A 24325-nucleotide genomic window follows, 5' to 3' on the forward strand; every position below is an offset into this window, starting at 1 on the left:
GAAGACGGGGTATCAACATATCTGGCGTTGACTTTTGGCACGCTGTTGAGTTCTCAAGGAACGGAAGCTTCCTTCAGACCGTTTCACCGGCCCTCTGGGCTTTCCCTTCGTCGTGTCTCCGACTCTATCAGACGCTTTCCAGTGCCTGACCCCCAGTCAGCGGGGCTTGTCTTTCCGGCTGTTCGGCCGTTCCGACGAGTGAGACATTAGCTGAACTTCGGCGGTCGAACCAAATCGGCCGCTTTCCGTTCCTGCCCCATTCCGAATGCGCACAAGTGAACGCCACGGCAGGCCGTAGTCGCTCGTTTGTTTGCTGCGGAATGGCTGTCCGGGGACCGACCGGAGTCGGCGCTCACGCTCGGACAACCCGGAGAACGTTACGCACGGGTCCGGGGAGTGTCAACCCGGTGCCCTGGCGGTGGCCGGAGGGCTACTGTGGGTCGTATGACATCGCATGCGTGCACCTCTCAGTGGTGGGCCGCCTAGGGCGGCCAGGAGTCACGTATGCATCCAACGGCCGCCGCCCCGGCGGCCGTTTTCTGTTGTCCCGGCCGCGGTGGGCGGTGGTCCCGCGAACCCGACCAGGACCAGGAGACAGCAGTCATGACGCGGATTTTCAGTGGGGTCAAGCCGACCGGGCACCTCACCTTGGGGAACTACCTCGGCGCGATCCGGCGGTGGGCGGACGAGGACCAGCACCGGGCGGAGTCGCTGTTCTGCGTGGTCGACCTGCACGCGCTCACCGTCGACCACGACCCGGCGCGGGTGCGACGGCTCACCCGGCAGGCGGCAAGCCTGCTGCTCGCGGCCGGGCTCGATCCGCAGGTGTGCACGGTGTTCGTGCAGAGCCACGTCGACGAGCACGCGCGGCTGTCGTACGTCATGGAGTGCGTGGCCACCGACGGTGAGATGCGGCGCATGATCCAGTACAAGGAGAAGTCCGCGCGGGCGCAGGCGGCCGGGCAGAGCGTACGGCTGTCGCTGCTCACATACCCGGCGCTGATGGCGGCGGACATCCTGGCGTACGGCGCCGACGAGGTGCCGGTCGGCGAGGACCAGACGCAGCATGTGGAGCTGACGCGGGTGCTGGCGGAACGGTTCAACCAGCGGTACGGGCGGACGTTCGTCGTACCCCGCGCCGTACGGCCCGCCGTGGCCGCGCGGGTCATGGACCTCCAGGACCCCACCGGCAAGATGGGCAAGTCGCACGACGCCACCGCCGGGATCATCTACCTGCTCGACGAACCCGAGGCGATCACCAAGAAGGTGATGCGGGCGGTGACGGACAGCGGGGCCGGCGAGGTGGAGTACGACCGCGAGGCGCGGCCGGGCGTCGCGAACCTGCTGGACATCCTGGCCGCCTGTACGGGCAAGGAGCCGGAGACGCTGGCCGGGGAGTACACGGCGTACGGGGCCCTGAAGCGGGACACGGCGGAGACGGTGGTGGAGCTGCTGCGGCCGTTGCGGGCGCGGCACGCCGAGTTCAGCGCCGATCCGTCGTACGTGGACGGGGTGCTGCGGGACGGCGCGGCGGCGGCGCGGGCGCTGGCCCGGCCGACCGTTGACGCGGCCTACCGGGCGGTGGGGCTGCTGCCGCTCACGTAGCCGCGGCCGTATCCGTACACCCGTATCCGTATCTCCGCGCGTACCGCTTACCGCGTCCGCGCCCCTGCCTACCTACCCGCGGCCGTAACCGTCGAGCCGGGTCATCCGTTGCCGGAGGCCAGCTCGCGGCTGCGGTCGCGGGCGGCTTCGAGGGCGGCGAGGAGGGCGGCGCGTACGCCGTGGTTCTCCAGCTCGCGGATGGCGTTGATGGTGGTGCCCGCCGGGGAGGTGACGGCTTCGCGGAGCTTGACCGGGTGCTCGCCGCTGTCGCGGAGCATCACGGCGGCGCCGATCGCGGACTGGACGATGAGGTCGTGGGCCTGGGCGCGCGGGAGGCCGAGCAGGATGCCCGCGTCGGTCATGGCCTCGACCAGGTAGTAGAAGTACGCGGGTCCGGAACCGGACAGGGCGGTCGCGGCGTCCTGCTGCTTCTCCGGGACGCGGAGGGTCTTGCCGACCGGCTTGAAGATGGCCTCGGTACGGGCGAGGTGGGCCTCGGTGGCGTGGCGGCCCGCCGAGATCACGGACATGCCCTCGTCCACGAGCACGGGGGTGTTCGGCATGACCCGTACGACCGCGATGCCGTCCGCGAGCCGCTCCTCGAAGAAGGCGGTCGGGATGCCGGCGGCGGCGCTGATGACGAGGCGGTCGGCCGGTACGTGCGCGGCCAGCTCGTCCAGCAGGGCGCCCATGTCCTGGGGCTTGGCCGCCAGGATCAGGGTGTCGGCGGCCTTGGCGGCCTCGGCGTTCGTGACGGCCTCGACGCCGTAACGGGCGCGCAGCTCCTCGGCGCGTTCGGGGCGGCGGGCGGTGACCAGCAGGTCGTCCGGGGCCCATCCGGCGCGGATCATGCCGGAGAGGAGGGCTTCGCCGATTTTGCCGGTGCCGAGAACGGCGACTTTCTGCTTCTGGGCGGTCATGGGGTCATCTTCGCAGGGGCGGACGGGGCAAGCGGGCCGCGTCCGCCCTTCGGTCGTACGTCCGGTCAACCGGGGTGGTGCTGCTCAGGTGGTGCGACGGCGCAGGGTGGCCGAGCCCAGGCCGAGGGCCAGGAGGGCGCAGCAGGCGACGATGATCAGGTCGCGTACGAAGTCGCCGGTGACACCCGTGTGGTGGACGATCTGGGTGGTGGCGTCGGCGGCGTACGACATGGGGAGCACGTTCGACAGGCCGCTGAGGACCGGCTGCATGTCGCCGCGCGGGACGAACAGGCCGCAGAGCAGGATCTGCGGGAGCAGCACGGCGGGCAGGAACTGCACGGCCTGGAACTCGCTGGACGCGAAGGCGCTGACGAACAGGCCGAGCGCGGTGCCGAGGAAGGCGTCGGCGAGCGCGGCGACCAGCAGCAGCCACGCCGAGCCGGTGACGTCGAGGCCGAGCGCGAGGACGGACAGACCGGTGGCGAGCGCGGCCTGGACGACGGCGACGGCGCCGAACGCGAGCGCGTACCCGGCGAGCAGGTCGGCCTTGCCCAGCGGCATGGACAGCAGCCGCTCCAGGGTGCCCGAGGTGCGTTCGCGCAGCGTGGCGATCGACGTGACCAGGAACATCGTGATCAGCGGGAAGATGCCGAGGAGCGAGGCGCCGGCCGAGTTGTACGTCTGCGGGCTGGCGTCGAAGACGTACTTCAGCAGTGTCAGCAGCACGCACGGGACGACGAGCATCAGGGCGATCGTGCGCGGGTCGTGGCTGAGCTGGCGCAGGACGCGGCGGGCCGTGGCGAAGGTGCGGTCGAGGTTCATCGCGCGGTCGATTCTGTGGGGGTGGACTCGGCGGATTCGTTGGCACTGGCACTGGCTTGTGCGGGGGGCTTCTGCTGCGAGGTTCCGCTCGCGCCCTTGGCCCCGCCGCCCTTGGCCTCGCTCGCGCCGCTGGCTTCGTCGTTGGCCGCGTCGACCAGGCGCAGGAACGCCTCTTCGACGGTGTCGGAGCCGGTGCGCTCGCGCAGTGCGTCGGGGGTGTCGTCGGCGAGGATGCGGCCCTCGCGCATGAGCAGCAGGCGGTGGCAGCGTTCCGCCTCGTCCATGACGTGCGACGAGATGAGTACGGTCGCGCCGCGCTCGTCGGCCAGCCGGTGGAACAGTTCCCACAGGTCCCTGCGGAGCACCGGGTCGAGGCCGACCGTCGGCTCGTCCAGCACGAGCAGTTCCGGCTCGCCGAGGAGGGCCACCGCGAGGGAGACCCGGCCTCGCTGGCCGCCGGAGAGGTTGGCGGCGAGGCTGTCGGCGTGCGACATCAGGTTGACGTCCGTCAGGGCGCGTTCGACCTGGGCGGCGCGGTCGCGGTGCGCGATGCCGAGGACGGCGGCGTAGTAGTCGAGATTCTGCCGGGCGGTGAGGTCGGAGTAGACCGACGGCGCCTGCGTCACGTATCCGAGGCGCGGGCGCAGGCTGCGGTGGCCCGCCGGGTGGTCCAGCACGTTGAGGGTGCCGGTGACGTGGGCCTGCGAGCCGACGATCGCTCGCATCAGCGTGGATTTTCCGCAGCCGCTCGGTCCGAGGAGGCCGGTGATTCGGCCGGGCGGGAGGGTAAAGGAGAGGTTGTCGAGCACGGTGCGGCCACCGCGTACGACGCGGAGGCCGGCGGCCTCGATGGCGGGTCCGGGGGCTTTATTCATCATGTGATGAATAAACACCCGTGACGGGGTGCGCGTCAAGCCGTGCTCCTCCGGAGGGGGGGTGGGTTTTCGGGGGGCCTGGCGGCGGCTCGGTGGGGGCCTGGCCCGGGGCACGGCGCCGGGGCCGGGGTGGGTGCGGGTCTTGGGCGAGGCCGGTGTTCCTGGGCCCGGGGGGCCGGGGCCGGGGCCGACTCCGGCGGGGGCCGGGGCCGGGGCCGGGGCCGGGGCCGGCGGGGGCCGGGGCCGGCGGGCGGGTGCGGGTGTTGTGCGGGCCGGCGCGGGCCGGGGGCCGGTGTCCCTCGTCCGGGGGGCCGTGTCATGGCCGGGGGGCGGCGTCTCTGGTCCCTCGTCCGGGGGGCCCTCGTCCGGGGGCCCTCGTCCGGGGGCCCTGGTCTCTCGTCCGGGGTCGGTCAGGGTCATCCCCTATGGCGTTCGCGGTGGGGGCGCAGGATCGTTGCGGTATGAGGCGTTCATCCCGAGAAGTTGCTGCATCGCGCGTTGAGAAGCGGCAGTTGGCCGTGGCCTCGGCGACGCTTGGACCTTGGCGGCCGGCTGCTGCCGTCGGTGCGATCGGGGGTGGGGTGTCGCTTGCCCTGCACCTCGTGCACGGGCACTTCGGGCTCGGCATTCTGGCCGGGGCGCTGTCCGTGGGCGCCCTGCTTTTCTACTGTGTGGGCGGGGCCGGGGCGGTGCTCGGGTACTCCGGGGGCGCGCGGGGGCGGGACCACCGGATACGGAGGTGGGCGCGGGAGCATCCGTGGCGGGTGGCGGCGGTGCCCGGCGCGCTCATGCTTGTCAGCGACTTCGTTATTCGGGAGGTCCTGACCAGTCAGGGGTTCTTCGGGGCGCTCTGGACCGGGGTTTGGCACGGGGCTGTCGTGGCGGCTGTCGTGGGAGCCGTCGGGACCGTTTCGGCTGCGCGGCGTGCCTGAGGCTTTGACGTCTTGAGCGCTTCAGGTCTTTTGAGCGCTTGACGCTTCTTGAGCGCCTGACGTTTCTTGAGCGCTTGACGTTTCTTGAGCGCCTGACGTCACCCGTGTCGCATTGTCGGCGCACCTCGGTGCCTGGGGGTCTTTCCCCCCGGGCACCTTTCCTTTGCCCACCGCCCTGTCTCTGGTGTCGGTCCCGGGCCGGGGCACCTCCTCGAGCTGCGTGCTGCCTGCTCCTTGCCCATTCGTCCACGCCCTGTCGGCACGCAAATCTGCGGGGGCACCCCGGCCCGTCCCCTCCGGTACGTCGCCGCCTGACGGTCCGCCGTGGGTGGGCGGAGGCGCCGTGGGTCGGGCGGAGGGGGGTGGGTGGGTTCCCGCCCCTCCGGCACGGCTGCGGAAGGGCGGTACGCCGTGGGTGGGCGGGGGCGGTACGCCGTGGGTGGGCGGGGGCGGTTCGCCGTGCGGTGGGCGGAGGGGGGCGGGTGGGGTCCCGCCCCTCCGGCACGGCTTCGGAGGGGCGGTACGCCGTGGGCGGGAGGGGGCGGGCCGCCGTGCGGTGGGCGGAGGGGGCGGGTGGGGTCCCGCCCCTCCGGCACGGCTGCGGAAGGGCGGTACGCCGTGGGGCGGGGAGGTGGGGGGCGGTTCGCCGTTGGGTGGGCGGGCGGGGGATGGGGTCGGGCTCGTGGGCGGGTGGCGGTTTGTCGGAGTGGGGCGCGGGTGGGGTCTGCCTGGCGACGGCGGGGGATGCGGGCGGGCGCGGGGCTCATGGGTCGGGCGGGGGGAGGCGAGGCGCTAGCAGGGGGGAGAGGCAATGGGGATCGCGGGGCGTGGGTGGGGGCGGGGATAGGTTGGGGGGATGGGTGAGTTGGGGTGGGTGGAGGGGTGGCCGGGTGGGGGGATTCGGACGGGGCGGCTTTGGTTGAGGGAGCCGGAGGCGGGGGATCGGGGGGCGGTGATTGAGTTGTTCTGTTCGGCGGAGGTGGGGACCTATGTGGGAGGGCCCCGAGAGCGGGACGAGATGGAGCGGGCGGTGCCCGAGACGCCAAGGCGGCGGCACGGGCTCTTCGTGGTCGACCTCGACGGAGCGATGATCGGCATCGTCACGATCGACCGGCACGGCGCCGGGAGCAAAGGGCACGTCCGTCCGGAGGGCGAGGAACCCGAACTCGGCTACATGTTCCTGCCCGAGGCGTGGGGCCACGGATACGCCACCGAAGCCTGCGCGGCAGCGCTCAACTGGGCCGCCGAAGCGCTCCCCGGCGAGCCGGTGGTGCTCTGCGCCCAGACCGCCAATACGGCATCGCTGCGCGTGGCGGAAAAGCTTGGATTCACCGAGGTCGAACGCTTCGAGGAGTACGGCGCCGAGCAGTGGTTCGGCCTGTGGACGCGCCGAGGGTGACCCCACGAAAGGAGCCCCCGCAGGAGGACGAACGGACAAGGCCAGAAGCAAGTCGAAGCGGGTGCAGGTTCGCCGCCCGAGGAAGTGCCCCGGACCGGGACCGACCAGGCACAAGCGGCACCCGCAGACGAAAAAACACCCGCACGGCATGGGGGTCCCCCCTCCGAAGGTAGGGGGAGGGCGGGAAGGACTAGGACCGGCGCCGCCCCGAGGCGGCAACATGCTCGGCCCGGTGCAGCGCCTCCCCCGGCGCTTCGGTAAAGGCCCGAAGGAAATAGGCGAGGAGCACGCCGAGAAAGCCGATCGCCAGAAGCCCCTGCTCGGCCCCCGCCTCCCGCCGCCGCGAAAACCCCCGCCACGTCCGCTGAAAAGCGAGAGCGCTGCACACGGCGAACCCGGCCACCGCCAGAAACGTCACAAAGGGCCCGACGTCGGCGTCGGCCAGCCCTTGAAAGCCGAACCGCAGCACCGCCGCCCCCACCGCGATGGCGACGAGGGACCCGACCGCGAGCCCGGCCCGCCGCCAGGCGTATCCGCCGTCGTGCGCGACCCACGACGTCCCGAAGAAACGGATCGGCTCGGGCCGCGGCATCCCCTCAGCCGCCCCGCCGCTCCCGCTTCCGCCACCGCCCCCGCCAACCCGCCGCTTCACTTCGCTCACCTCGTCCACGCCATCGATTATGACCCAGAACGGGACGTTCCCTGACACACCCGTTCGGCCGACGATCGACGACCCGCACGACAGGATGCGTTTTCCTGACGATATGTCAGACATCCGGTCAGACGTCCCCCCGGCCTCGCCCGGGCTCCGACGTCGTCCCCCCGCCCCCCACCTCCTCCTCGGCCTGGGCGCCGCCGCCCTCACCGCCGCCGCCTGCACATTGGCCGCCGGGTCCGGCGCGGCGACGGCCGCGGGCCCCCGCGCGGCCGGGGCGGCGACCAGTTCCCTGGTCGACCTCACCCTCGCGCCCGCCCCGCCGCTCGGCCTGAGCGCCTTCCACGGCCGGTACGGCCACGCCTCCTCCGCCCCGGACGGCGGCCCGGACGGCGGTGACTTCTCCGACCCGTCCGGCGTGCTGTCGCACCTGACGGTGATCGGCGCCGTCACGGCCCGTACGGACGCGGGCCCCGGCAAGACCTCCGCGCAGGCCCAGACGGGCGGCTTCACGCTCGGCCTGAACTCCAAGGACTTCGTCAGCGTCGGGTCGCTGGACGCGTACGCGGAGTGCGTTCCGCCGCCGGTGGGCCCGTACGCGCTCGCGTACGCGCGGACGGACGGCGGTGTGATCGACGTACTCGGCCACACCGTCCCGGTCGGGACGACCACCTTCGACGTGACCGGCGCGGAGATCGGCGCCTCCGGCATCGGCGGCGGCACGCTCACCGTGACGTACGAGCCGTACCAGCACCCGCCCGGCGGTGCCCCCACGGCCGCCACCAGCGCGGACGCGGGCGTCGACATCACCGTCAGCGGCACGTTCACCGACACGAGCGGCGCCCCGGCGTACTCGGGACCGCTGGTCGACCTCCGCCTCGGCCACGTCGCCGTCACGTGCGACACCTCCAGCCCGACCCCGACGAACTCGATCAACTCGACGACGCCGGCGACACCGACGCCGACCACCGGTACGCCCACACCGACCGGGACGGACACCGGCGGCGGCACGACCCCACCGCCCACGACCTCACCCACCACCTCGCCCACGACGTCACCGACCACCCCGCCCGCCACCTCCCCGAACCCGTCGGGGACAGCCGGCACCACTCCCCCGCCGACGCCCACCGGGACCTGGACCACCCCGGGCGGCGACACCCTCCCGCACACCGGCGCCGAGGTCGGATGGGCGGCGGGACTCGCCTCCGGATCGCTGCTCCTCGGCGGTTTCCTCGTGTTCAGGACCGCCCGGGCGAGGCGCGGCCGACACCTGTGAATTGGCATATGCCAGCGTCATTCTCTACCCAGGGGTCATACTTACTGTCCATGGAAGGAAAATTAACGGCGCACGCCGCTGAGAGCCCCGCGCGGCAGGAGCGATTCCGCACGCTGGCGCGGTATTTGATGACGCACAGCCTCCGCCGTACGCTCCCCGCGCACCTGCGGGTGCGCAGGGACGTGGCGGTGGTCGTGGACGAGCGCACGGTGGCCGAACCGGACATCGTCGTGGTCGGCGCGGAGGCGGAGAACGTTGTCGTCCTCGCCGTGGAAGTCCTGCCCGCCGACGCCGACGAGAGCGAGCCTCACCCGTACGAGGAAGCGGGGGTCACGCACCTGTGGCGCGTGGAGGAGGACACCGAGACCGAGCGCCCGATGGTCTACGTGCACGAGTGGGATCCGGCCTCGCACTCGTACGCCCTCACCGGCGTGCACCGCGAGGAGCTGACCGTCCAGGTCCCGTACCGCATCAACGTCGACCTCACGGGCATCGACCACCTCTGACCGTCGACCCGTACGCGTACGCGTGCGCGAACATGTGCACGTACATGTTCGTCACCGCACGGATACGCGTACGTCCAGGTACAGCGCGTCCGCACGCACGACGCCCCCGCACCGGGTCACGGTACGGGGGCGTCGTGCGTGTGCTGCCGGTGTCAGCGCTCCAGCTTGGTGATGTCGCGGACGGCGCCGCGGTCGGCGCTGGTGGCCATGGCCGCGTAGGCGCGCAGGGCCGTGGAGACCTTGCGGGTGCGGTCGCGGGGGGCGTAGACGCCGCCGAGGGCTTCGCGGCGGGCGGCCAACTCCTCCTCGGACACCAGGAGTTCCATGGAGCGGTTGGGGATGTCGATCCGGATGCGGTCGCCGTCCTCGACCAGGGCGATGGTGCCGCCCGAGGCCGCCTCGGGTGAGGCGTGGCCGATGGACAGGCCCGACGTGCCGCCGGAGAAGCGGCCGTCGGTGACCAGGGCGCAGACCTTGCCGAGGCCGCGGCCCTTGAGGAAGGACGTGGGGTAGAGCATCTCCTGCATGCCGGGGCCGCCGCGCGGACCCTCGTAGCGGATCACGACGACGTCGCCGGGGCTGACCTGCTTGGCGAGGATCTTGTCGACGGCCTCTTCCTGCGACTCGCAGACGACGGCCGGGCCCTCGAAGGTCCAGATCGACTCGTCCACGCCCGCGGTCTTCACGACCGCGCCGTCCAGGGCGAGGTTGCCGCGCAGCACGGCCAGGCCGCCGTCGGCGGAGTAGGCGTGCGCGACATCGCGGATGCAGCCGCCCGCGGCGTCGGTGTCCAGGGTGTCCCACCGCTCGGACTGCGAGAACGCCTCGGCGGAGCGCTTGCAGCCGGGCGCCGCGTGCCACAGCTCGACGGCCTCGTCGGAGGCGGAGCCGCCGCGCACGTCCCAGGCGTCGAGCCACTCCTTGATGGAGGGCGAGTGGACGGTGTGCACGTCCTCGTTGAGCAGCCCGCCGCGGTACAGCTCGCCGAGGATGGCGGGGATGCCGCCGGCCCGGTGGATGTCCTCCATGTAGTACGTGCCGCCGGGCGCCACGTTCGGCGCGACCTTGGCCAGGCAGGGGACGCGGCGCGAGACGGCGTTGATGTCGTCCAGGCCGTAGTCGAGCTCGGCTTCCTGGGCGGCGGCCAGCAGGTGCAGGATCGTGTTGGTGGAGCCGCCCATGGCGATGTCGAGCGCCATGGCGTTGTCGAAGGCGGCGCGGGTGGCGATGGCGCGCGGCAGCACGGACGCGTCGTCCTGCTCGTAGTGCCGCTTGGTCAGCTCCACGACGGTGCGGCCGGCGTTCTCGTACAGCGCCTTGCGGGCGGTGTGCGTGGCCAGCACCGAGCCGTTGCCGGGCAGGGCCAGGCCCATGGCCTCGGTGAGGCAGTTCATCGAGTTGGCGGTGAACATGCCGGAACAGGAGCCGCAGGTCGGGCAGGCGTTCTCCTCGATACGGAGGATGTCCTCGTCCGAGATGTTCTCGTTGACGGCGTCCGCGATGGCGTTGATCAGGTCCAGCTTGCGGACGGTGCCGTCGACCAGCGTCGCCTTGCCGGCCTCCATGGGGCCGCCGGAGACGAAGACGGTCGGGATGTTGAGGCGCAGCGCGGCCATCAGCATGCCCGGGGTGATCTTGTCGCAGTTGGAGATGCAGATCAGCGCGTCCGCGCAGTGCGCCTCGACCATGTACTCGACGGAGTCGGCGATCAGGTCGCGGGACGGCAGGCTGTAGAGCATGCCGCCGTGGCCCATCGCGATGCCGTCGTCCACGGCGATCGTGTTGAACTCGCGCGGCACCGCGCCCGCCGCGAGGATCGCCTCGGAGACGATCCGGCCGACGGGCTGAAGGTGCGTGTGACCCGGTACGAACTCGGTGAAGCTGTTGGCGACCGCGATGATCGGCTTCCCGATGTCGCTGTTGGCGACGCCGGAGGCGCGCATCAGCGCGCGGGCGCCCGCCATGTTGCGGCCGTGGGTGACCGTACGTGACCTCAGCTCGGGCACGGTGTCCACTCCCTTGGGTTCACTTGGCTCGTACTGCTCCGTACTAGAGCATCGAGGGTACGCCCGTCGCCCAGGATCCGGACGTTCGGTCCGGTATGCGGGACGTGCGGTCCCCTGGGGCTTTACGGGGGCGGGGTCCTACGGGTGGACGTCGGCCGCGGTGAGGTAGCGCTGGAGGACCGGGCCGACCATGGCGACGATGTCCTCGGGGTCGGCGGAGGCCATCGGCTCCACCCGCACGATGTACCGCAGCATGATGATCCCGACGAGCTGGGCGGCGGCGAGCTGCACGCGGAACTCGGCGTCGGGCACGTCGAGGCCGCCCGCGAGGCGGGCCAGGACGCGGCGGCTGACCAGGCCGCGGAAGACCGCGGCGGCCGTCTCGTTGGTGACCGCGGACCGGACGATGGCGAGCAGCGGCTCGCGCGAGACCGGGTTCTCCCAGATCCGCAGCATCAGCCGGGCCACCCGCTCGCCCATGCCGTCGACGCCGCCCGCCACGACGAGGTCGGGGATGTTCATGGCGGGCGCGAAGGACAGCTCGATGGCGGCGCCGAAGATCTGTTCCTTCGTGCCGAAGTAGTGGTGGACGAGGGCGGAGTCGACGCCCGCCGCCTTGCCGATCGAGCGGACGGAGGTCTTGTCGTAGCCGCGGGCGGAGAACTCCTCGCGGGCGGCGGCGAGGATACGGTCACGGGTCTCGGCGGTCCCGGCCTTGGTGCCCGCGGGACGGCCGCGGCGGCGGCCGGTCGGCTTGCCGGGCTCCTGGGGGCCCTCGGATTCCGGGGGGCCGTCGGGTTCCGGGGAGCCGGGGGACGCCTTCGCCGTACTCATGCCGGACCACCGCCGACCGGCGCCGGTGTCGCGTAGTGCAGCCGGGTGAAGGCCAGCGCCTCGGCCAGGTCCGCCTCGCGCTCGGCCCTCGACATCGCCCGCCGGGTGGTCACCTCGACCACCACATGGCCGTCGTAGTCGCTCGCCGCCAGCGACGCGAGCAGCTCCGCGCACGGCAGATTCCCGCGCCCCGGCACCAGGTGCTCGTCCTTGGCGGAGCCCGTGCTGTCGCCGAGGTGAACGTGCACCATCCGCTCGGCCATCTTCGCCATCAGCGCGAACGGCTCGGTACGGGAGGTCGCCGCGTGCGAGAAGTCCACGGTCAGGTGGCGGTAGTCGTCGTTGGTGACGTCCCAGTCGGGCGCGTACGCCTGCATCTCGCGGTCCCGGTAGCGCCACGGGTACATGTTCTCGACCGCGAACCGTACGTCCGTCTCGTCCGCCATCCGCCAGATCCCGGCGACGAAGTCCCTGGCGTAGCCGCGCTGCCAGCGGAACGGCGGGTGCACCACGACCGTCGAGGCGCCCAGCTTCTCGGCCACCGCGCGGGCCCGCTGGAGCTTGACCCACGGGTCGGCGGACCAGACGCGCTGCGCGATCAGCAGGCACGGCGCGTGGACGGCCAGGATCGGCATCCGGTGGAAGTCGGACAGGCGGCGCAGCGCGTCCACGTCCTGGCTGATCGGGTCGGTCCACACCATCACCTCGACGCCGTCGTAGCCGAGGCGGGCGGCGATCTCGAAGGCGGTGGCGGTGGAGGCCGGGTAGACGGAGGCGGTGGACAGGACGATCTTCGACGTGCCGCCGCGGGGCCCCGCGGCGGACCCCGCGGTCGGGGCGAGACGTTCCCGCGCGTGCTGCGCGCGCTGCCCCGTACGCCATTCGCGTCTCAGGGCGGCGTCCGTCGTCCGGCCGTCCGACTTCCGACCCGCTGGTTCAGCCACGGGAAACAGCGTACGGCGGCGGCCGGGGCGGAAGGGGCAGGTGCCGGGGGGTGCGGGGGGACTGTCGCCGATCTCACGGGGGGCGCGGCGGACGCGGCGGACGGGCTCAGTCGCCCCAGCGGGCCAGGGCCGCCCCCGGTCCGCCGTCGTTCACCATCAGGTCGAGCTTGCGCAGGATGACGCCCTCGCGCAGGGCCCAGGGGCAGATCTCCAGCTCCTCGACACCGAAGAGGTCCATCGCGGCGTCCGCGACCAGGGCGCCCGCCAGGAGCTGCCCGGCCCGGCCGACCGAGACGCCCGGCAGGGTGCTGCGCTGCGCCGCCGTCATCTCCGCGAGCCGCGGCACCCACTCCTCCAGCGCGCCGCGCCGCAGCCGGCGCTGGGCGTACAGGCCGTCGGCGGAGCGGGCCGCGCCCGCGAGCCTGGCGAGCTGCTTGAACGTCTTGGACGTGCCCACCGCGTGGTCGGGCCGGCCGAAGCGGGCGAAGTCCGGGACCGTACGGGCGATCTCGGCGCGTACGTGCCTGCGCAGCGACCGTACGTCGTGGGCGGTCGGCGGGTCGCCCGGCAGCCACGTACCGGTCAGGCGTCCCGCGCCGAGCGGCAGGGACACGGCCGCGTCCGGGTACTCGTCCATGCCGTAGCCGACCTCCAGCGACCCGCCGCCGATGTCCAGCACCAGCAGCCGCCCGGCCGACCAGCCGAACCAGCGGCGTACGGCGAGGAACGTCAGCCGCGACTCGTCCTCGCCGGACAGGACGGTGAGGCGTACGCCCGTCTCCGCGTCCACCCGGGCCAGGACGGCCTCGCCGTTCGCCGCCTCCCGCACCGCGGAGGTCGCGAAGGACAGCACGTCCTCGGCGCCCTTGTCCTCCGCCACGCGCAGCGCGTCCGCGATCGTGGCGACGAGGCGGTCGACGCCGGCGTCGCTGATCGCGCCGCGCCCGTCGAGGAGTTCGGCCAGGCGCAGCTCCGCCTTGTGGGAGTACGCGGGGAGCGGGCGCGCGCCCGGGTGCGCGTCCACCACCAACAGGTGGACGGTGTTGGAACCCACGTCAAGCACTCCGAGTCGCATGGGCAAGACGCTAGCGCGCCGACGCGGGTGTCCGTTCCGCGGGCCGCGCGGGGCCGCCGGGCGGTGGCGCGTGGGCGATCCGCGACCCGTTGGCGACCATTCGGCGCATTCCGGTCTTACTCTTGGGCGCGTGGCGAAGGTGAAGGCCCTCAAGGCCAAGAAGAAGAGTGCAGGCACGGTCCGCGACGAGGTGGGGCTGGACTTCGCCCGCGCCTGGGTCGAATTCGCCGATCCGGCCGACGAGGAGCAGGTGTTCCGCTGCGACCTCACGTGGCTCACCTCGCGCTGGACGTGCGTCTTCGGCAGCGGCTGCCAGGGGATCGTGGCGGGGCGCGCGGACGACGGGTGTTGTTCGCTGGGCGCGCACTTCTCGGACGACGACGACGAGAAGCGGGTGGCCGGGCATGTGGCCAGGCTCACGCCGGAGACGTGGCAGTTCCACGCCGAGGGCGCCGACGGCGCGTGGGCGATGGAGAACGAGGAGGGCGAGCGGCAGACGCGTGTCGTGGACGGGGCGTGTGTCTTCTCCAACCGGGCCGGGTTCGCGGGCGGGCAGGGGTGCGCGCTGCACGCGCTGGCTCTGCGGGAGGGGCGCGAACCGCTGGAGACGAAGCCGGACGTGTGCTGGCAGTTGCCGATCCGGCGGACTTTCGACTGGGTGGACCGGCCGGACGATTCGCGGGTGCTGGTCGTGTCGATCGGGGAGTACGACCGGCGGGGGTGGGGGCCGGGGGGCCATGACCTGCACTGGTGGTGCACGTCGGCGACGTCCGCGCACGGTGCCGGTGACCCGGTCTACGTGTCGTACCGCCCGGAGCTGACCGAACTCATGGGTCCCGACGCCTACGCCACGCTCGCCGCCTTGTGCGAGTCCCGCCTGTCCACCCCCCACCTTCCTCTTCTGGCCCCCCACCCCGCCGACCCCGCTTCCCCCGCTTCCTAGGGCCCTCTTGTGCGCCGGGGGGGCGGCGGTGGGGTTCGGTCCCGGCACCGTCCGGGCGCCCTCTTGTGCGCCGGGGGGGGCGGCGGTGGGGTTCGGTCCCGGCACCGTCCGGGCGCCCTCTTGTGCGCCGGGGGGGCGGCGGTGGGGTTCGGTCCCGGCACCGTCCGGGCGCCCTCTTGTGCGTCGGGTCGGTCCCGGTACGGGGTACCTCCTCGAGCTGCGTGCTGCCTGCTCCTGCGTATCCATCAACGCCCTGTCGGCACGCAAATCTGCGGGGGCACCCCGCACCGTCCCCTCCGGTACGTCGGCGCCCAACGGTTCCTGGGGGTGGCGGAGGAGGGGGTGGATGGGGGCCAGGCACCCCGGCACCGTCCCCTCCGGTTACGTCGGCGCCCGACGGGCCCCGGGGGTGGGTGGGGGCCGGGCGCGGTGGTGACGTGACGGTGAAAGCGGTCGGCGGCTGCGGGGTGTTGACGCCCCGCGCGGTCGTCGAAGGGGGCGTCTTCGATGTTCGGGGAGACGCTTTGCGGGACGTCCTCAGCCGAGGTGGTGGAGGGTGTCGGAGATGGTGGACCGGAAGGTCTGGAGGGCGCGGAGGCCGGCGGTGTAGCGGTCCTGGTGGGCGGCGATGTCGGCGGTCTGCTGCTGGGCGCGTACGGCGTGCAGGAGTTGGGCGGTGTGGTGGCGACGCTGGCAGGTGACGTCGGCGACGGCGGTGCCGCGCTCGGTCGGGGTGTGCGTGGTGTTGCCGTCGCTGCCGCGATGCCATGCCTTGTCCCCGAAGGCCGCGAGCGGGTCGGAGTAGCGGGCGAACCCCTGGCCGGCCACGCAGCGGGACCACGCGTCCCAGGCCGCGAGCAAGCGGGGGTCGCGTTTGACGGCCTTGTCGATCTCGACCGAGCGCGTGCTCGCGTAGAGCCAGTCCCGCTTGACGTCGATCCCGCGCATCAGCCGCCGGTTCGCCTCCACGTTGCAGGCCGGAAAGTCCGCGTACTCGGCCTGGGTCATACGACGGCCCTGCGGCTGCGTGGGAGTGGACTTCGCCGGGTCCCATCCGTAGCCCCAGCGGCTCGCGTTGGCCAGGTCGAGTGCGCCGTAGACAGTGCTGACCGCGGTGAGCACGGCGGGGTCGGTGGGGTAACGCGGATCGAGCGGAAAGTCCGCGTGCCCGCGCTTCGCCATGCACTGCCGGACCAGCAACGCCGTTGCCCGCTTCTCCCGTTGATAGTCCTCGGGCGTGTAGTCGTAACGATCCCCCGGAAGCGGCCCGAGCCCCACCGTCGCACGAACCGCCTCCGCCCGCTCCGGCCCCGACGCACCTACCCCCGCCAGCACCGCCACCCCCACCACGGCCCCAAGCCGCCACCCCCGCGTCCCCATGCCCCCGGATGCTAGCCCCCGACCACCGCCCCACCCCCTCCCCCCCCAGCCACAGCGGACCGTCGGACACCGACATACCCAAGCCCACCCACCCCCCTCCGCCCACTGCCACCGGACAGGCGGACACCGACATACCCGAGCCCACCCACCCCCTCCCCCCTCAGCCACAGCGGACAGGCGGACGCCGACGTACCGGGAGGGGACGGGCCGGGGTGCCCCCGCAGGGGGACGAACGGACAAAGCCAGAAGCAGGCGCAGGTGCCCGCACGTTCGTCGCCCGAGGAGGTGCCCCGGACCGGCACCGACCAGGCACAAGCGGCACCCGCAGACGGAAAAGCACCCGCACGGGTGGGCGGGCGGGAAAAATAAGCAAGATGAGGACACATGCGGTGATCGCCTCGCCCGTAGGCGACCTGACAGTGGTCCGCGAGGGCCCCGCCCTCGTAGGGCTCTACTTCGAGGGCCACAAACGAAGGCCCGAAGAAACCGCCTTCGGCGAACGCGCCGACGAAGCCTTCGACGACGTACTCCACCAGCTCAAGGAGTACTTCGCCGGAACCCGGCACACCTTCGACCTCGAACTGGCCCCGGAGGGCAACGAGTTCCAGCGCCGCGTCTGGACCCTGCTGACCCGCATCCCGTACGGAGAAACCCGCTCCTACGGCGACCTCGCCCGCCAACTCGGCGACATCTCCCTCTCCCAGGCCGTCGGCGCCGCGAACGGCCTGAACCCCTTGTCGGTGATCGTCCCGTGCCACCGCGTGGTGGCGGCCGACGGAAACCTGCGCGGCTACGCGGGCGGCCTCGCCCGCAAGCGGTACCTGCTGGAGCTGGAGGAGCCGGACGCCGCCTCCGCGGACCGTCTCTTCTGAAGCGGACCGCAGTTCCACGGCGGACCGCACCTCCACAGCGGGCCGCACCTCCACAGGCCCCCGCGAAAGCCACCTCACGTTTCGGCGCCCCCACGCGTTTACCCCATGTGAGCAAGCCACTGTTCGAACAGATCGTGACCGACCACGGGCCGATGGTGCTCCGGGTGGTCCGGGCCGTCGTGGGCCCGCACGACGCGCAGGACGCGTGGTCGGAGACCTTCCTGGCCGCGCTGCGGGCGTACCCGGAGCTGCCAGCGGACGCGAACGTCGAGGCGTGGCTGGTGACCATCGCGCACCGCAAGGCCGTCGACATCACGCGGGGCAACGCGCGCCGCGCGACACCGCTGGCGGAGCTGCCCGAGCGGGCGAGCCGCACCGGGCGGCCCGAGGACTGGGACCCGGATCTGTGGACGGCGCTGAAGGCGTTGCCGGAGCGGCAGCGGCAGACGGTCGCGTACCACTACCTGGCGGGCCTGCCGTACAAGGACATCGCCGCCGTGACGGGCGGCAGCCCGGACGCGGCGCGCAGGGCCGCCGCCGACGGGGTGAAGGCCCTGCGCCGCAGCTATCCGCGGGACACCGCGGGAGGAGGAGACCCCTCATGAACGACACGAACGACACGAACGACACGAACGACACGCAGGACGTGCAGGACACGAACGACTCGACCGTCCAGCTCCTGGAAGCCCTCGCCGCGCAGGACGGCGCGACGATGGACCGGCTCCACGAGCGTCTGGCGGCGGAAGCCGGGCACGCCGGGCTGCTGGACGTCGCGTACCGGACGCTGGACAGCCCGGTGGGCCCGCTGCTGCTGGCGGCGACCGAGAAGGGCCTGGTGCGCGTGGCGTTCGCCGTGCAGGACCACGCGGCGGTGCTCCAGCAGCTCGCGGACACCATCAGCCCGCGGGTGCTGCGCGCCCCGCGGCGGCTGGACGCGGTGAGCCGTCAGCTCGACGAGTACTTCACCGGGGAGCGCCGCGGCTTCGAAGTTCCTCTGGACTGGCGGCTGTCGAAGGGCTTCAGGCGCGAGGTGCTGAGGCACCTGCCGGACATCGCGTACGGCAGGACGGCGAGTTACGCGCAGGTGGCGGCGGCGGCGGGCAGTCCGCGGGCAGTCCGCGCGGTGGGTACGGCGTGCGCGCTCAACCCGCTGCCGCTGGTGGTGCCGTGCCACCGAGTGGTGCGCTCGGACGGTTCGGCCGGGCAGTACGCGGGCGGCGCCGACGCCAAGCACCTGCTGCTGGAGCTGGAGACGGCCGCCTGAGGCGGACGTAACGTCCGACGTCAACGGCCGTACAGACCAGTGCCGTTACGGCATCACCCCGTCCTCCGTCCGCAGCAGCCGCAGAAACGCCTTCAGACCGGCGATGATCTCGGTGTTGTCGGTCAGCCGGTTCACCGTCGCCTCGAACTCCCGTGCCAGCGCGGCGATCCGGCGGTCGGTCTCGTCGGCCCGCGCGTAGACGGACAGGCCCAACGCGTCGACGGCGGACCGGAGTTCGCCGAGCGCGTGGTACTGCTCCTCGGCCTTGCCCTCCAGGATCTTGGCGCCGCTCTCGACGCGGGTGACGGTGGCACGAAGGGCGAGGACGTCGTCGCGCGGGTAGGTGACGTCCTTCAGGAGGGTGCCGAGGCGGCGCCGCAGCGCCGCGAACCAGGCGCCCGCGGGGCGGAAGACGGTGCTCAGCAGGAAGAATCCGGCGAGCCAGTAGCCGGCGGCGCGGCCGGTCGCGGCGGCGACGGCGACCGCGAGGGCGGCCGTGACGAGGTGTCCCGCGAGGGCGACGCGCAGCATCAGGCGGGCGATCCGCCGGGCCTCGGTGTCGCGTTCCTGGGAGACGGTCAGGCCCTTTTCGCGGCTGGTCCGGATCTCGGCGAGGACGGCGTGGGCGCGGAAGTAGAGGTTCCACGGCACGGTCAGCAGAAGGAGCAGCCAGAGCAGGCCGAGCAGGCCCGCGGCGGTGCCGAGGACGGTGGACAGCGGTGCGCCGAGGGCGTGGACGACGGCGAGTGTTCCGACGGTGACGAGAGTGACCACGACCGTGCCGGTGAATTTCCCCATGCCGCTCATCGTCCCGCCGCGCGGGCGGCCCGGCATGAGTACGGCTACTCAGGAGTAACACCCCGTCTCCGTACGGCTATCCGGCCGGGCTCGGTGACTCCGGCGCGGTGGTGGGGGCGTCGGTCGTGGGGGGCGCAGTCGTCGGCGGAGGCGTCGTCGGGGGCGGGGTGGTGGGCGGCGGGGTCGTCGGCGGAGGCGTGGTCGGCGGGGGCGTCGTCGGGGAGGACGAGGACGGCGGGGTGGTCGGGGAGTCGGAGGCGGGCGGCGGCACATTGCGGGTGGAGGAGCCGCGCAGGATCACGGTCGCGTGCGCCGGGGAGAAGGCGATGCGGGCGGTCCAGGAGCCGGAGGGCTCCAGGGCGTGGTCGACGCTCAGGGTGAGAGTGACCGATTCTCCGGGCCGCAGGTCGCCCGAGGTCGCGGAGAGCCGGATCCAGAACGCGGCGGTGTCGGCCGTCCAGTGCACGGGGGCCGCGCCGCGCGCGGTCAGGGTGACGGTGGTGCCGCTGGCGGTGACGGTGAGCGTATTGCCGCCGGGGGACGCCGAGCCGGCGGCCGTGGGGTCGGTCGAGACGGTCGTGGTGAGGACCGGCGCCGGGGTGTCCGTACCGCCGGAGTGCTTGGGGTCGGGGGCCTGCCGGGAGCTGCCCGCCTCCTGGTACGGGTCGCCGTTGAGACCGTCGGGCTCGCTGGCGGCGCGGTCCCTGCCGGGCGCGTCGGCGCCGAGCGGCGCCGCGTGGTAGGCGGCCCACAGGGCGAGTACGGGAGCGGCTACGACGGCCGCGACGACCGTACTGGTGACGGCCCGGTGGCGGAGCTGGGCGCGGCGGGCGGCGCGGTCCTTGAGGTCCATGGGGAAGCCGCGCCGGTCGAAGCGCGGGGTGGCGTCGCGGGAGCGCCCGGCCCCGGCGTCCATGGCGTGCAGCAGGGCGGCGTACGCGGCCGAGCGCGGCGCCTCGATGAGGGCGAGGACGGCGGTGGGCCCGGCCCCCGGAGCGCCCGGTACGCCCGAAGCCCCAGGCCAGGGCCCCGCGGCGACGACGCGTTCCGCCGTACGCCTGCACACCGGGCAGTCGTCGACGTGCCTGACGAGTTCGGTGCGCAGCGCCGTACCGAGCAACACCTTGGTCTCGCCCGCGATTTGGGCGAGGGCGGCGCAGTTGCCGGTGTCCACGACGGACAGCGCGGTGCGGGTCCGCTCCACCTCGCAGGCGGCGCGGGCGAGCAGGCCGCGCGCGGTGTCGGCGTCGATGCCGAGGACGGCGGCGACTTCGTGCGGCGGGAGTTGGTGGCGGACCGCCAACTCCAGCGCCTCGCGCTGCTCGGGCGTGGTGCCCGCGGCCTCGGGCCAGGCGAGCGCGGCCAGTTGGGCGTGCCGCTGCTCGGCGACGGCGACCGACGTGCTCGGCGGCTCCGGCGGCCCGGCGGCGAGCCGGCGCAGGCAGGTCCAGCGGGCGAGCGCGTACAGCCAGGGGCGGAGCAGCTTCGGGTCGCGCAGGTGGCCGCGCTGCCGCTCGGCGAGCGCCAGCACCTCGCCGAGCGCCCCGGCCGCCGCGTCGTGCTCGCACAGGATCGACAGGCAGTACGTGAACAGGCCGTCCAGATACGGTTCGTAGTGCGCGGGCGGCTGCATGGGGAGCGTGCCGTGCGGGCGTTGACGGTCGTGCGCCTTGTGCGTCGCCTCCCGGCGGGCGTCTTTACGGGTGTCCTTGCGCGACGGCTCCTTGCGGGCGGCCCTGCGCGCGTCGCCACGGGCCTCCTTGCGGGACACGCGCGATCCCTCCGCACGCGATCCCTCCGCGCGGGGCGCCTCCGCACGTGGCGTCTCGCCGCCCGGCGTGTCCTTGCGGGCGGCCCGGCCGGCCGGCGCGCGGTGCTTGCGGTGTGCGCCGGTCGTCTGGTTCTGGGTGGGGGTCTCCTGCCTGCTCATCACCGGGCGACGGTAGGCCCGGCACGGCCCCCGGTTCAGCTCTCCTGGCGTGCATTAATCCTTATGGGTAGCGATGCTGCCCAAAAGGGGACAGCTCCGTCATTCGTACGAGTGAACGCACGTGCGCGCGCTCGATGCCCGCGCCGCACGCCCCCCTGAGCGCCCCCGGCAGCCGCAGGAGCCGGTCCGGCCGCCTTGTCGGACCCTCCCGCTACGGTGGGCGGCATGGCTGCCCGTAAGACCGTCTCGAAGGACCGTCCCTCCTACCGCTGCACCGAGTGCGGGTGGACGGCGCTGAAGTGGCTGGGCCGCTGCGGCGAGTGCCAGGCGTGGGGGACGGTGGAGGAGTTCGGCGCCGCGCCCGCCGTACGGACCACCGCGCCCGGCCGGGTGACGACGGCGGCGCGGCCGATCGGCCAGGTCGACGGGCGGCAGGCGACCGCGCGCTCCACGGGCGTGCCGGAGCTGGACCGCGTGCTCGGCGGCGGCCTGGTGCCCGGCGCCGTCGTCCTGCTCGCGGGCGAGCCCGGAGTCGGCAAGTCCACGCTGCTGCTCGACGTGGCGGCGAAGGCGTCCAGCGCGCAGGGCGCGACGCTGTACGTGACCGGTGAGGAGTCCGCCTCGCAGGTACGGCTGCGCGCGGACCGGATCGGCGCGCTCGCCGACCATCTGTATCTGGCCGCGGAAACGGATCTTTCGGCCGTTCTCGGTCACCTGGACGACGTGAAGCCGGCGCTGCTGGTGCTGGACTCCGTGCAGACCGTCGCGTCCGCCGAACTGGACGGCGCGCCCGGCGGCACCGCGCAGATCCGCGAGGTCGCGGGCGCGCTGATCCGGGCGTCGAAGGACCGCGGGATGTCGACCATCCTGGTCGGCCACGTCACCAAGGACGGCTCGATCGCGGGCCCGCGGCTGCTGGAGCACCTGGTCGACGTGGTGCTCAGCTTCGAGGGCGACCGGCACGCGCGGCTGCGGCTGATCCGCGGCATCAAGAACCGTTACGGCGCCACGGACGAGGTCGGCTGCTTCGAACTGCACGACGAGGGCATCACCGGCCTGGCCGATCCGTCCGGCCTCTTCCTCACCCGGCGCGACGAGCCGGTGCCCGGCACCTGCCTGACCGTGACCCTGGAGGGCCGCCGCCCGCTGGTCGCCGAGGTGCAGGCGCTGACCGTCGACACCCAGATCCCCTCGCCGCGCCGCACCACCTCGGGTCTGGAGAACTCGCGCGTGTCGATGATGCTCGCGGTGCTCGAACAGCGCGGCCGGATCAAGGCCATCGGCAAGCAGGACATCTACACCGCGACCGTGGGCGGCGTGAAGCTCACCGAGCCCGCGGCCGACCTCGCGGTGGCGCTCGCGCTGGCCAGCGCCGCCATCGACACCCCGCTGCCCAAGAACCTGGTGGCGATCGGCGAGGTGGGCCTGGCCGGTGAGGTCAGGCGCGTCACCGGCGTGCAGCGCCGCCTGTCGGAGGCGGCCCGGCTCGGCTTCACCCACGCCCTCGTACCGCCGGACCCCGGCAAGATCCCGGCGGGCATGAAGGTGGTGGAGGTCGCGGACATAGGGGACGCGCTGCGGGCCCTGCCGAAGCGGACCGCACGGTCGTAGCGCCAGGGGGTACGCCGGTACGGCCGTGCAGACGTCGGCGTTCGTACGGCTGTACGGCTGTACGGCCGCGGGCGCCCGGCTCGCGGGCACGGGGATCGGCCCCCGCACCCCTTCCCGGAGAATGCCCCGCTCGCGGTTCCGGAGAACACCCGGCACCCGTTCGGGTTGCGCGCGGCGTACAGTCACGGAAGGCCCGGCACACGGTCGTGCGGGGCCTCGCGCGCGCTCCCGGGGGAGCCCGCGCGCCGTCGCGGGATCCCCGTAGGACCGTCGTGGGACCCCCGTAGGAGCCGTCCGGCCCGCGCCGCGCCCCCCGGAAGCCGTAAACTTTGCCCTGGTCTCGCCCATTGGGCATCCGTAGCGACCGGAGGATTGCAGAGTGGCAGCCAATGACCGGGCAGGGGGCCCTCCCCCGGCCCGAAGGGCATCGGGCGACTCCCCCGGCAGGTCCGGCGGGGTTTTCGGCGCCGACGCCGGGCTGATGCGCGCCTCTTTGAGCGCCGTCGCACCCGGCACCTCGCTCCGTGACGGCCTGGAGCGCATCCTGCGCGGCAACACCGGCGGCCTCATCGTGCTGGGCATGGACAAGACCGTGGAGTCACTGTGCTCCGGCGGCTTCGTGATGGACGTGGAGTTCACCGCGACCCGGCTGCGCGAGCTGTGCAAGCTGGACGGCGCGCTGGTCCTCGACAAGGACATGACGAAGATCCTGCGCGCGGGCGTGCAGCTCGTCCCCGATCCGACCATCCCCACCGAGGAGACCGGCACCCGGCACCGCACCGCCGACCGGGTCAGCAAGCAGGTCGGCTTCCCGGTCGTCTCGGTCAGCCAGTCGATGCGGCTGATCGCGCTCTACGTGGACGGGCAGCGCCGCGTCCTGGAGGACTCCGCCGCGATCCTCTCCCGCGCCAACCAGGCGCTGGCCACGCTCGAACGGTACAAGCTCCGCCTCGACGAGGTCGCGGGCACGCTGTCCGCGCTGGAGATCGAGGACCTGGTGACGGTGCGCGATGTCACCGCCGTCGCCCAGCGCCTGGAGATGGTCCGCCGGATCGCCACCGAAATCGCCGAGTACGTCATCGAGTTGGGTACCGACGGACGGCTTCTCGCCCTGCAACTGGACGAGTTGATCGCGGGCGTCGAGCCCGAGCGCGAACTGGTCGCCCGCGACTACGTGCCGGAGCCGACCGCCAAGCGCAGCCGTACGGTCAACGAGGCGATGGCCGAACTCGACTCGTTGCCGCAGAGCGAACTCATCGAACTCACCACCGTGGCAAGGGCCCTGGGCTACACCGGCTCCCCCGAATCCCTCGACTCCGCCGTCTCGCCGCGCGGTTACCGGCTCCTCGCCAAGGTGCCCCGGCTGCCCAACACCGTCATCGAGCGCCTGGTCGAGCACTTCGGCGGCCTCCAGAAGCTGCTCGCCGCGAGCGTCGACGACCTCCAGACGGTCGACGGCGTCGGCGAGGCCCGCGCCCGCTCCGTCCGCGAGGGCCTCTCCCGCCTCGCCGAGTCGTCCATCCTGGAGCGGTACGTCTAGACGTACCGCTAGAGGCAGGTGCCTCGGGGACCGGAAGGCCCCGTCAGGGGCGGGGAGCTGCGCGCTCAGCCGTCGCGGCGGCGAGCTGGGAAAACCGGCCCCGGCGGGGCAGCCGCTGTTCCCTTTCGGGGCCGCGGG

21 protein-coding genes are annotated in these 24325 nt (G+C 72.8%); 10 read left to right on the top strand and 11 right to left on the bottom strand.

The features are described from left to right. The first annotated feature begins 603 nt into the window (after window positions 1-603). Window positions 604-1605 (top strand): tryptophan--tRNA ligase, encoded by a 1002-nt coding sequence (gene trpS / locus ACFZBB_RS28390; RefSeq protein WP_391128070.1) that lies wholly within the window; start codon window positions 604-606, stop codon window positions 1603-1605. 101 nt (window positions 1606-1706) lie between these two features. Here trpS and proC read toward each other — a convergent pair whose 3' ends face one another. The 3 genes from proC to ACFZBB_RS28405 all read right to left on the bottom strand — a co-directional run bounded on the left by proC (window position 1707) and on the right by ACFZBB_RS28405 (window position 4225). After that, the gene (gene proC, locus ACFZBB_RS28395) at window positions 1707-2525 is read right to left on the bottom strand and encodes a pyrroline-5-carboxylate reductase (RefSeq protein ID WP_391128077.1); all 819 of its coding nucleotides are present in this window, start codon (window positions 2523-2525) and stop codon (window positions 1707-1709) included. 84 nt (window positions 2526-2609) lie between these two features. Then, the gene (locus tag ACFZBB_RS28400; protein ID WP_355350226.1) at window positions 2610-3347 is read right to left on the bottom strand and encodes an ABC transporter permease; all 738 of its coding nucleotides are present in this window, start codon (window positions 3345-3347) and stop codon (window positions 2610-2612) included. After that, window positions 3344-4225 carry an ATP-binding cassette domain-containing protein gene (locus ACFZBB_RS28405; RefSeq protein WP_391128080.1) on the bottom strand — a complete coding sequence of 294 codons (882 nt, stop codon included), beginning with the start codon at window positions 4223-4225 and terminating at the stop codon, window positions 3344-3346. Before ACFZBB_RS28405 ends, ACFZBB_RS28400 begins: the two co-directional genes overlap by 4 nt. 1785 nt (window positions 4226-6010) lie before the next feature. Between ACFZBB_RS28405 and ACFZBB_RS28410 the strand changes: the two genes are divergently transcribed. Continuing rightward, window positions 6011-6553, top strand: coding sequence for a GNAT family N-acetyltransferase (locus ACFZBB_RS28410; protein ID WP_391128083.1), 543 nt, complete (start codon window positions 6011-6013; stop codon window positions 6551-6553). A gap of 190 nt (window positions 6554-6743) precedes the next feature. Here ACFZBB_RS28410 and ACFZBB_RS28415 read toward each other — a convergent pair whose 3' ends face one another. Next, window positions 6744-7145, bottom strand: coding sequence for an EamA/RhaT family transporter (locus ACFZBB_RS28415; protein WP_391128514.1), 402 nt, complete (start codon window positions 7143-7145; stop codon window positions 6744-6746). 172 nt (window positions 7146-7317) lie between these two features. Between ACFZBB_RS28415 and ACFZBB_RS28420 the strand changes: the two genes are divergently transcribed. Both ACFZBB_RS28420 and ACFZBB_RS28425 read left to right on the top strand, forming a co-directional pair. After that, window positions 7318-8484, top strand: a complete 1167-nt coding sequence (locus ACFZBB_RS28420) for a hypothetical protein (protein WP_391128086.1) — start codon at window positions 7318-7320, stop codon at window positions 8482-8484. A gap of 50 nt (window positions 8485-8534) precedes the next feature. Beyond that, the gene (locus ACFZBB_RS28425; protein WP_391128089.1) at window positions 8535-8990 is read left to right on the top strand and encodes a Uma2 family endonuclease; all 456 of its coding nucleotides are present in this window, start codon (window positions 8535-8537) and stop codon (window positions 8988-8990) included. Between the two features lie 152 nt (window positions 8991-9142). Here ACFZBB_RS28425 and ilvD read toward each other — a convergent pair whose 3' ends face one another. From ilvD to ACFZBB_RS28445, 4 genes are all read right to left on the bottom strand, one after another. Next, window positions 9143-10996, bottom strand: a complete 1854-nt coding sequence (ilvD, locus tag ACFZBB_RS28430) for a dihydroxy-acid dehydratase (RefSeq protein ID WP_391128091.1) — start codon at window positions 10994-10996, stop codon at window positions 9143-9145. Between the two features lie 138 nt (window positions 10997-11134). Beyond that, window positions 11135-11830 (bottom strand): TetR family transcriptional regulator, encoded by a 696-nt coding sequence (locus ACFZBB_RS28435; RefSeq protein WP_391128094.1) that lies wholly within the window; start codon window positions 11828-11830, stop codon window positions 11135-11137. Beyond that, complete coding sequence (locus tag ACFZBB_RS28440) at window positions 11827-12621, bottom strand: TIM barrel protein (RefSeq protein WP_391128517.1); 795 nt, start codon at window positions 12619-12621, stop codon at window positions 11827-11829. The genes ACFZBB_RS28435 and ACFZBB_RS28440 overlap by 4 nt, the downstream gene beginning before the upstream one ends. 259 nt (window positions 12622-12880) lie before the next feature. Further along, window positions 12881-13849, bottom strand: coding sequence for a Ppx/GppA family phosphatase (locus tag ACFZBB_RS28445; protein ID WP_391128096.1), 969 nt, complete (start codon window positions 13847-13849; stop codon window positions 12881-12883). 130 nt (window positions 13850-13979) lie between these two features. Between ACFZBB_RS28445 and ACFZBB_RS28450 the strand changes: the two genes are divergently transcribed. After that, on the top strand, window positions 13980-14792 hold the full coding sequence (locus ACFZBB_RS28450) for a hypothetical protein (protein WP_391128100.1): 813 nt from the start codon (window positions 13980-13982) through the stop codon (window positions 14790-14792). A gap of 537 nt (window positions 14793-15329) precedes the next feature. Here the strand turns inward: ACFZBB_RS28450 and ACFZBB_RS28455 are convergent. Then, entirely contained in the window at window positions 15330-16070 is a 741-nt protein-coding gene (locus tag ACFZBB_RS28455; RefSeq protein WP_391128103.1) for a hypothetical protein, read from the bottom strand. 476 nt (window positions 16071-16546) lie between these two features. Between ACFZBB_RS28455 and ACFZBB_RS28460 the strand changes: the two genes are divergently transcribed. From ACFZBB_RS28460 to ACFZBB_RS28470, 3 genes are all read left to right on the top strand, one after another. Beyond that, a complete protein-coding gene (locus tag ACFZBB_RS28460; protein ID WP_391128106.1) occupies window positions 16547-17044 on the top strand; it encodes a methylated-DNA--[protein]-cysteine S-methyltransferase in 498 nt (165 codons plus the stop codon). A 107-nt stretch (window positions 17045-17151) separates the two neighbouring features. Next, the gene (locus ACFZBB_RS28465; RefSeq protein ID WP_355342318.1) at window positions 17152-17649 is read left to right on the top strand and encodes a sigma-70 family RNA polymerase sigma factor; all 498 of its coding nucleotides are present in this window, start codon (window positions 17152-17154) and stop codon (window positions 17647-17649) included. Continuing rightward, entirely contained in the window at window positions 17646-18308 is a 663-nt protein-coding gene (locus tag ACFZBB_RS28470; RefSeq protein ID WP_391128109.1) for a methylated-DNA--[protein]-cysteine S-methyltransferase, read from the top strand. Before ACFZBB_RS28465 ends, ACFZBB_RS28470 begins: the two co-directional genes overlap by 4 nt. 45 nt (window positions 18309-18353) lie before the next feature. Here the strand turns inward: ACFZBB_RS28470 and ACFZBB_RS28475 are convergent, their stop codons facing one another. Both ACFZBB_RS28475 and ACFZBB_RS28480 read right to left on the bottom strand, forming a co-directional pair. After that, window positions 18354-19106, bottom strand: a complete 753-nt coding sequence (locus tag ACFZBB_RS28475) for a hypothetical protein (RefSeq protein WP_391128112.1) — start codon at window positions 19104-19106, stop codon at window positions 18354-18356. Between the two features lie 76 nt (window positions 19107-19182). Continuing rightward, on the bottom strand, window positions 19183-20877 hold the full coding sequence (locus ACFZBB_RS28480) for a hypothetical protein (protein WP_391128115.1): 1695 nt from the start codon (window positions 20875-20877) through the stop codon (window positions 19183-19185). A 384-nt stretch (window positions 20878-21261) separates the two neighbouring features. On the opposite strand from ACFZBB_RS28480, the gene radA reads away from it, so the two are divergent. After that, a complete protein-coding gene (gene radA, locus ACFZBB_RS28485) occupies window positions 21262-22647 on the top strand; it encodes a DNA repair protein RadA (protein ID WP_355342306.1) in 1386 nt (461 codons plus the stop codon). Between the two features lie 379 nt (window positions 22648-23026). After that, entirely contained in the window at window positions 23027-24187 is a 1161-nt protein-coding gene (gene disA, locus ACFZBB_RS28490) for a DNA integrity scanning diadenylate cyclase DisA (RefSeq protein WP_391049623.1), read from the top strand. The last annotated feature ends 138 nt before the right edge of the window (window positions 24188-24325 follow it).

It is taken from the genome of Streptomyces sp. NPDC008139, from assembly GCF_042957025.1.
Taxonomy (GTDB): domain Bacteria; phylum Actinomycetota; class Actinomycetes; order Streptomycetales; family Streptomycetaceae; genus Actinacidiphila.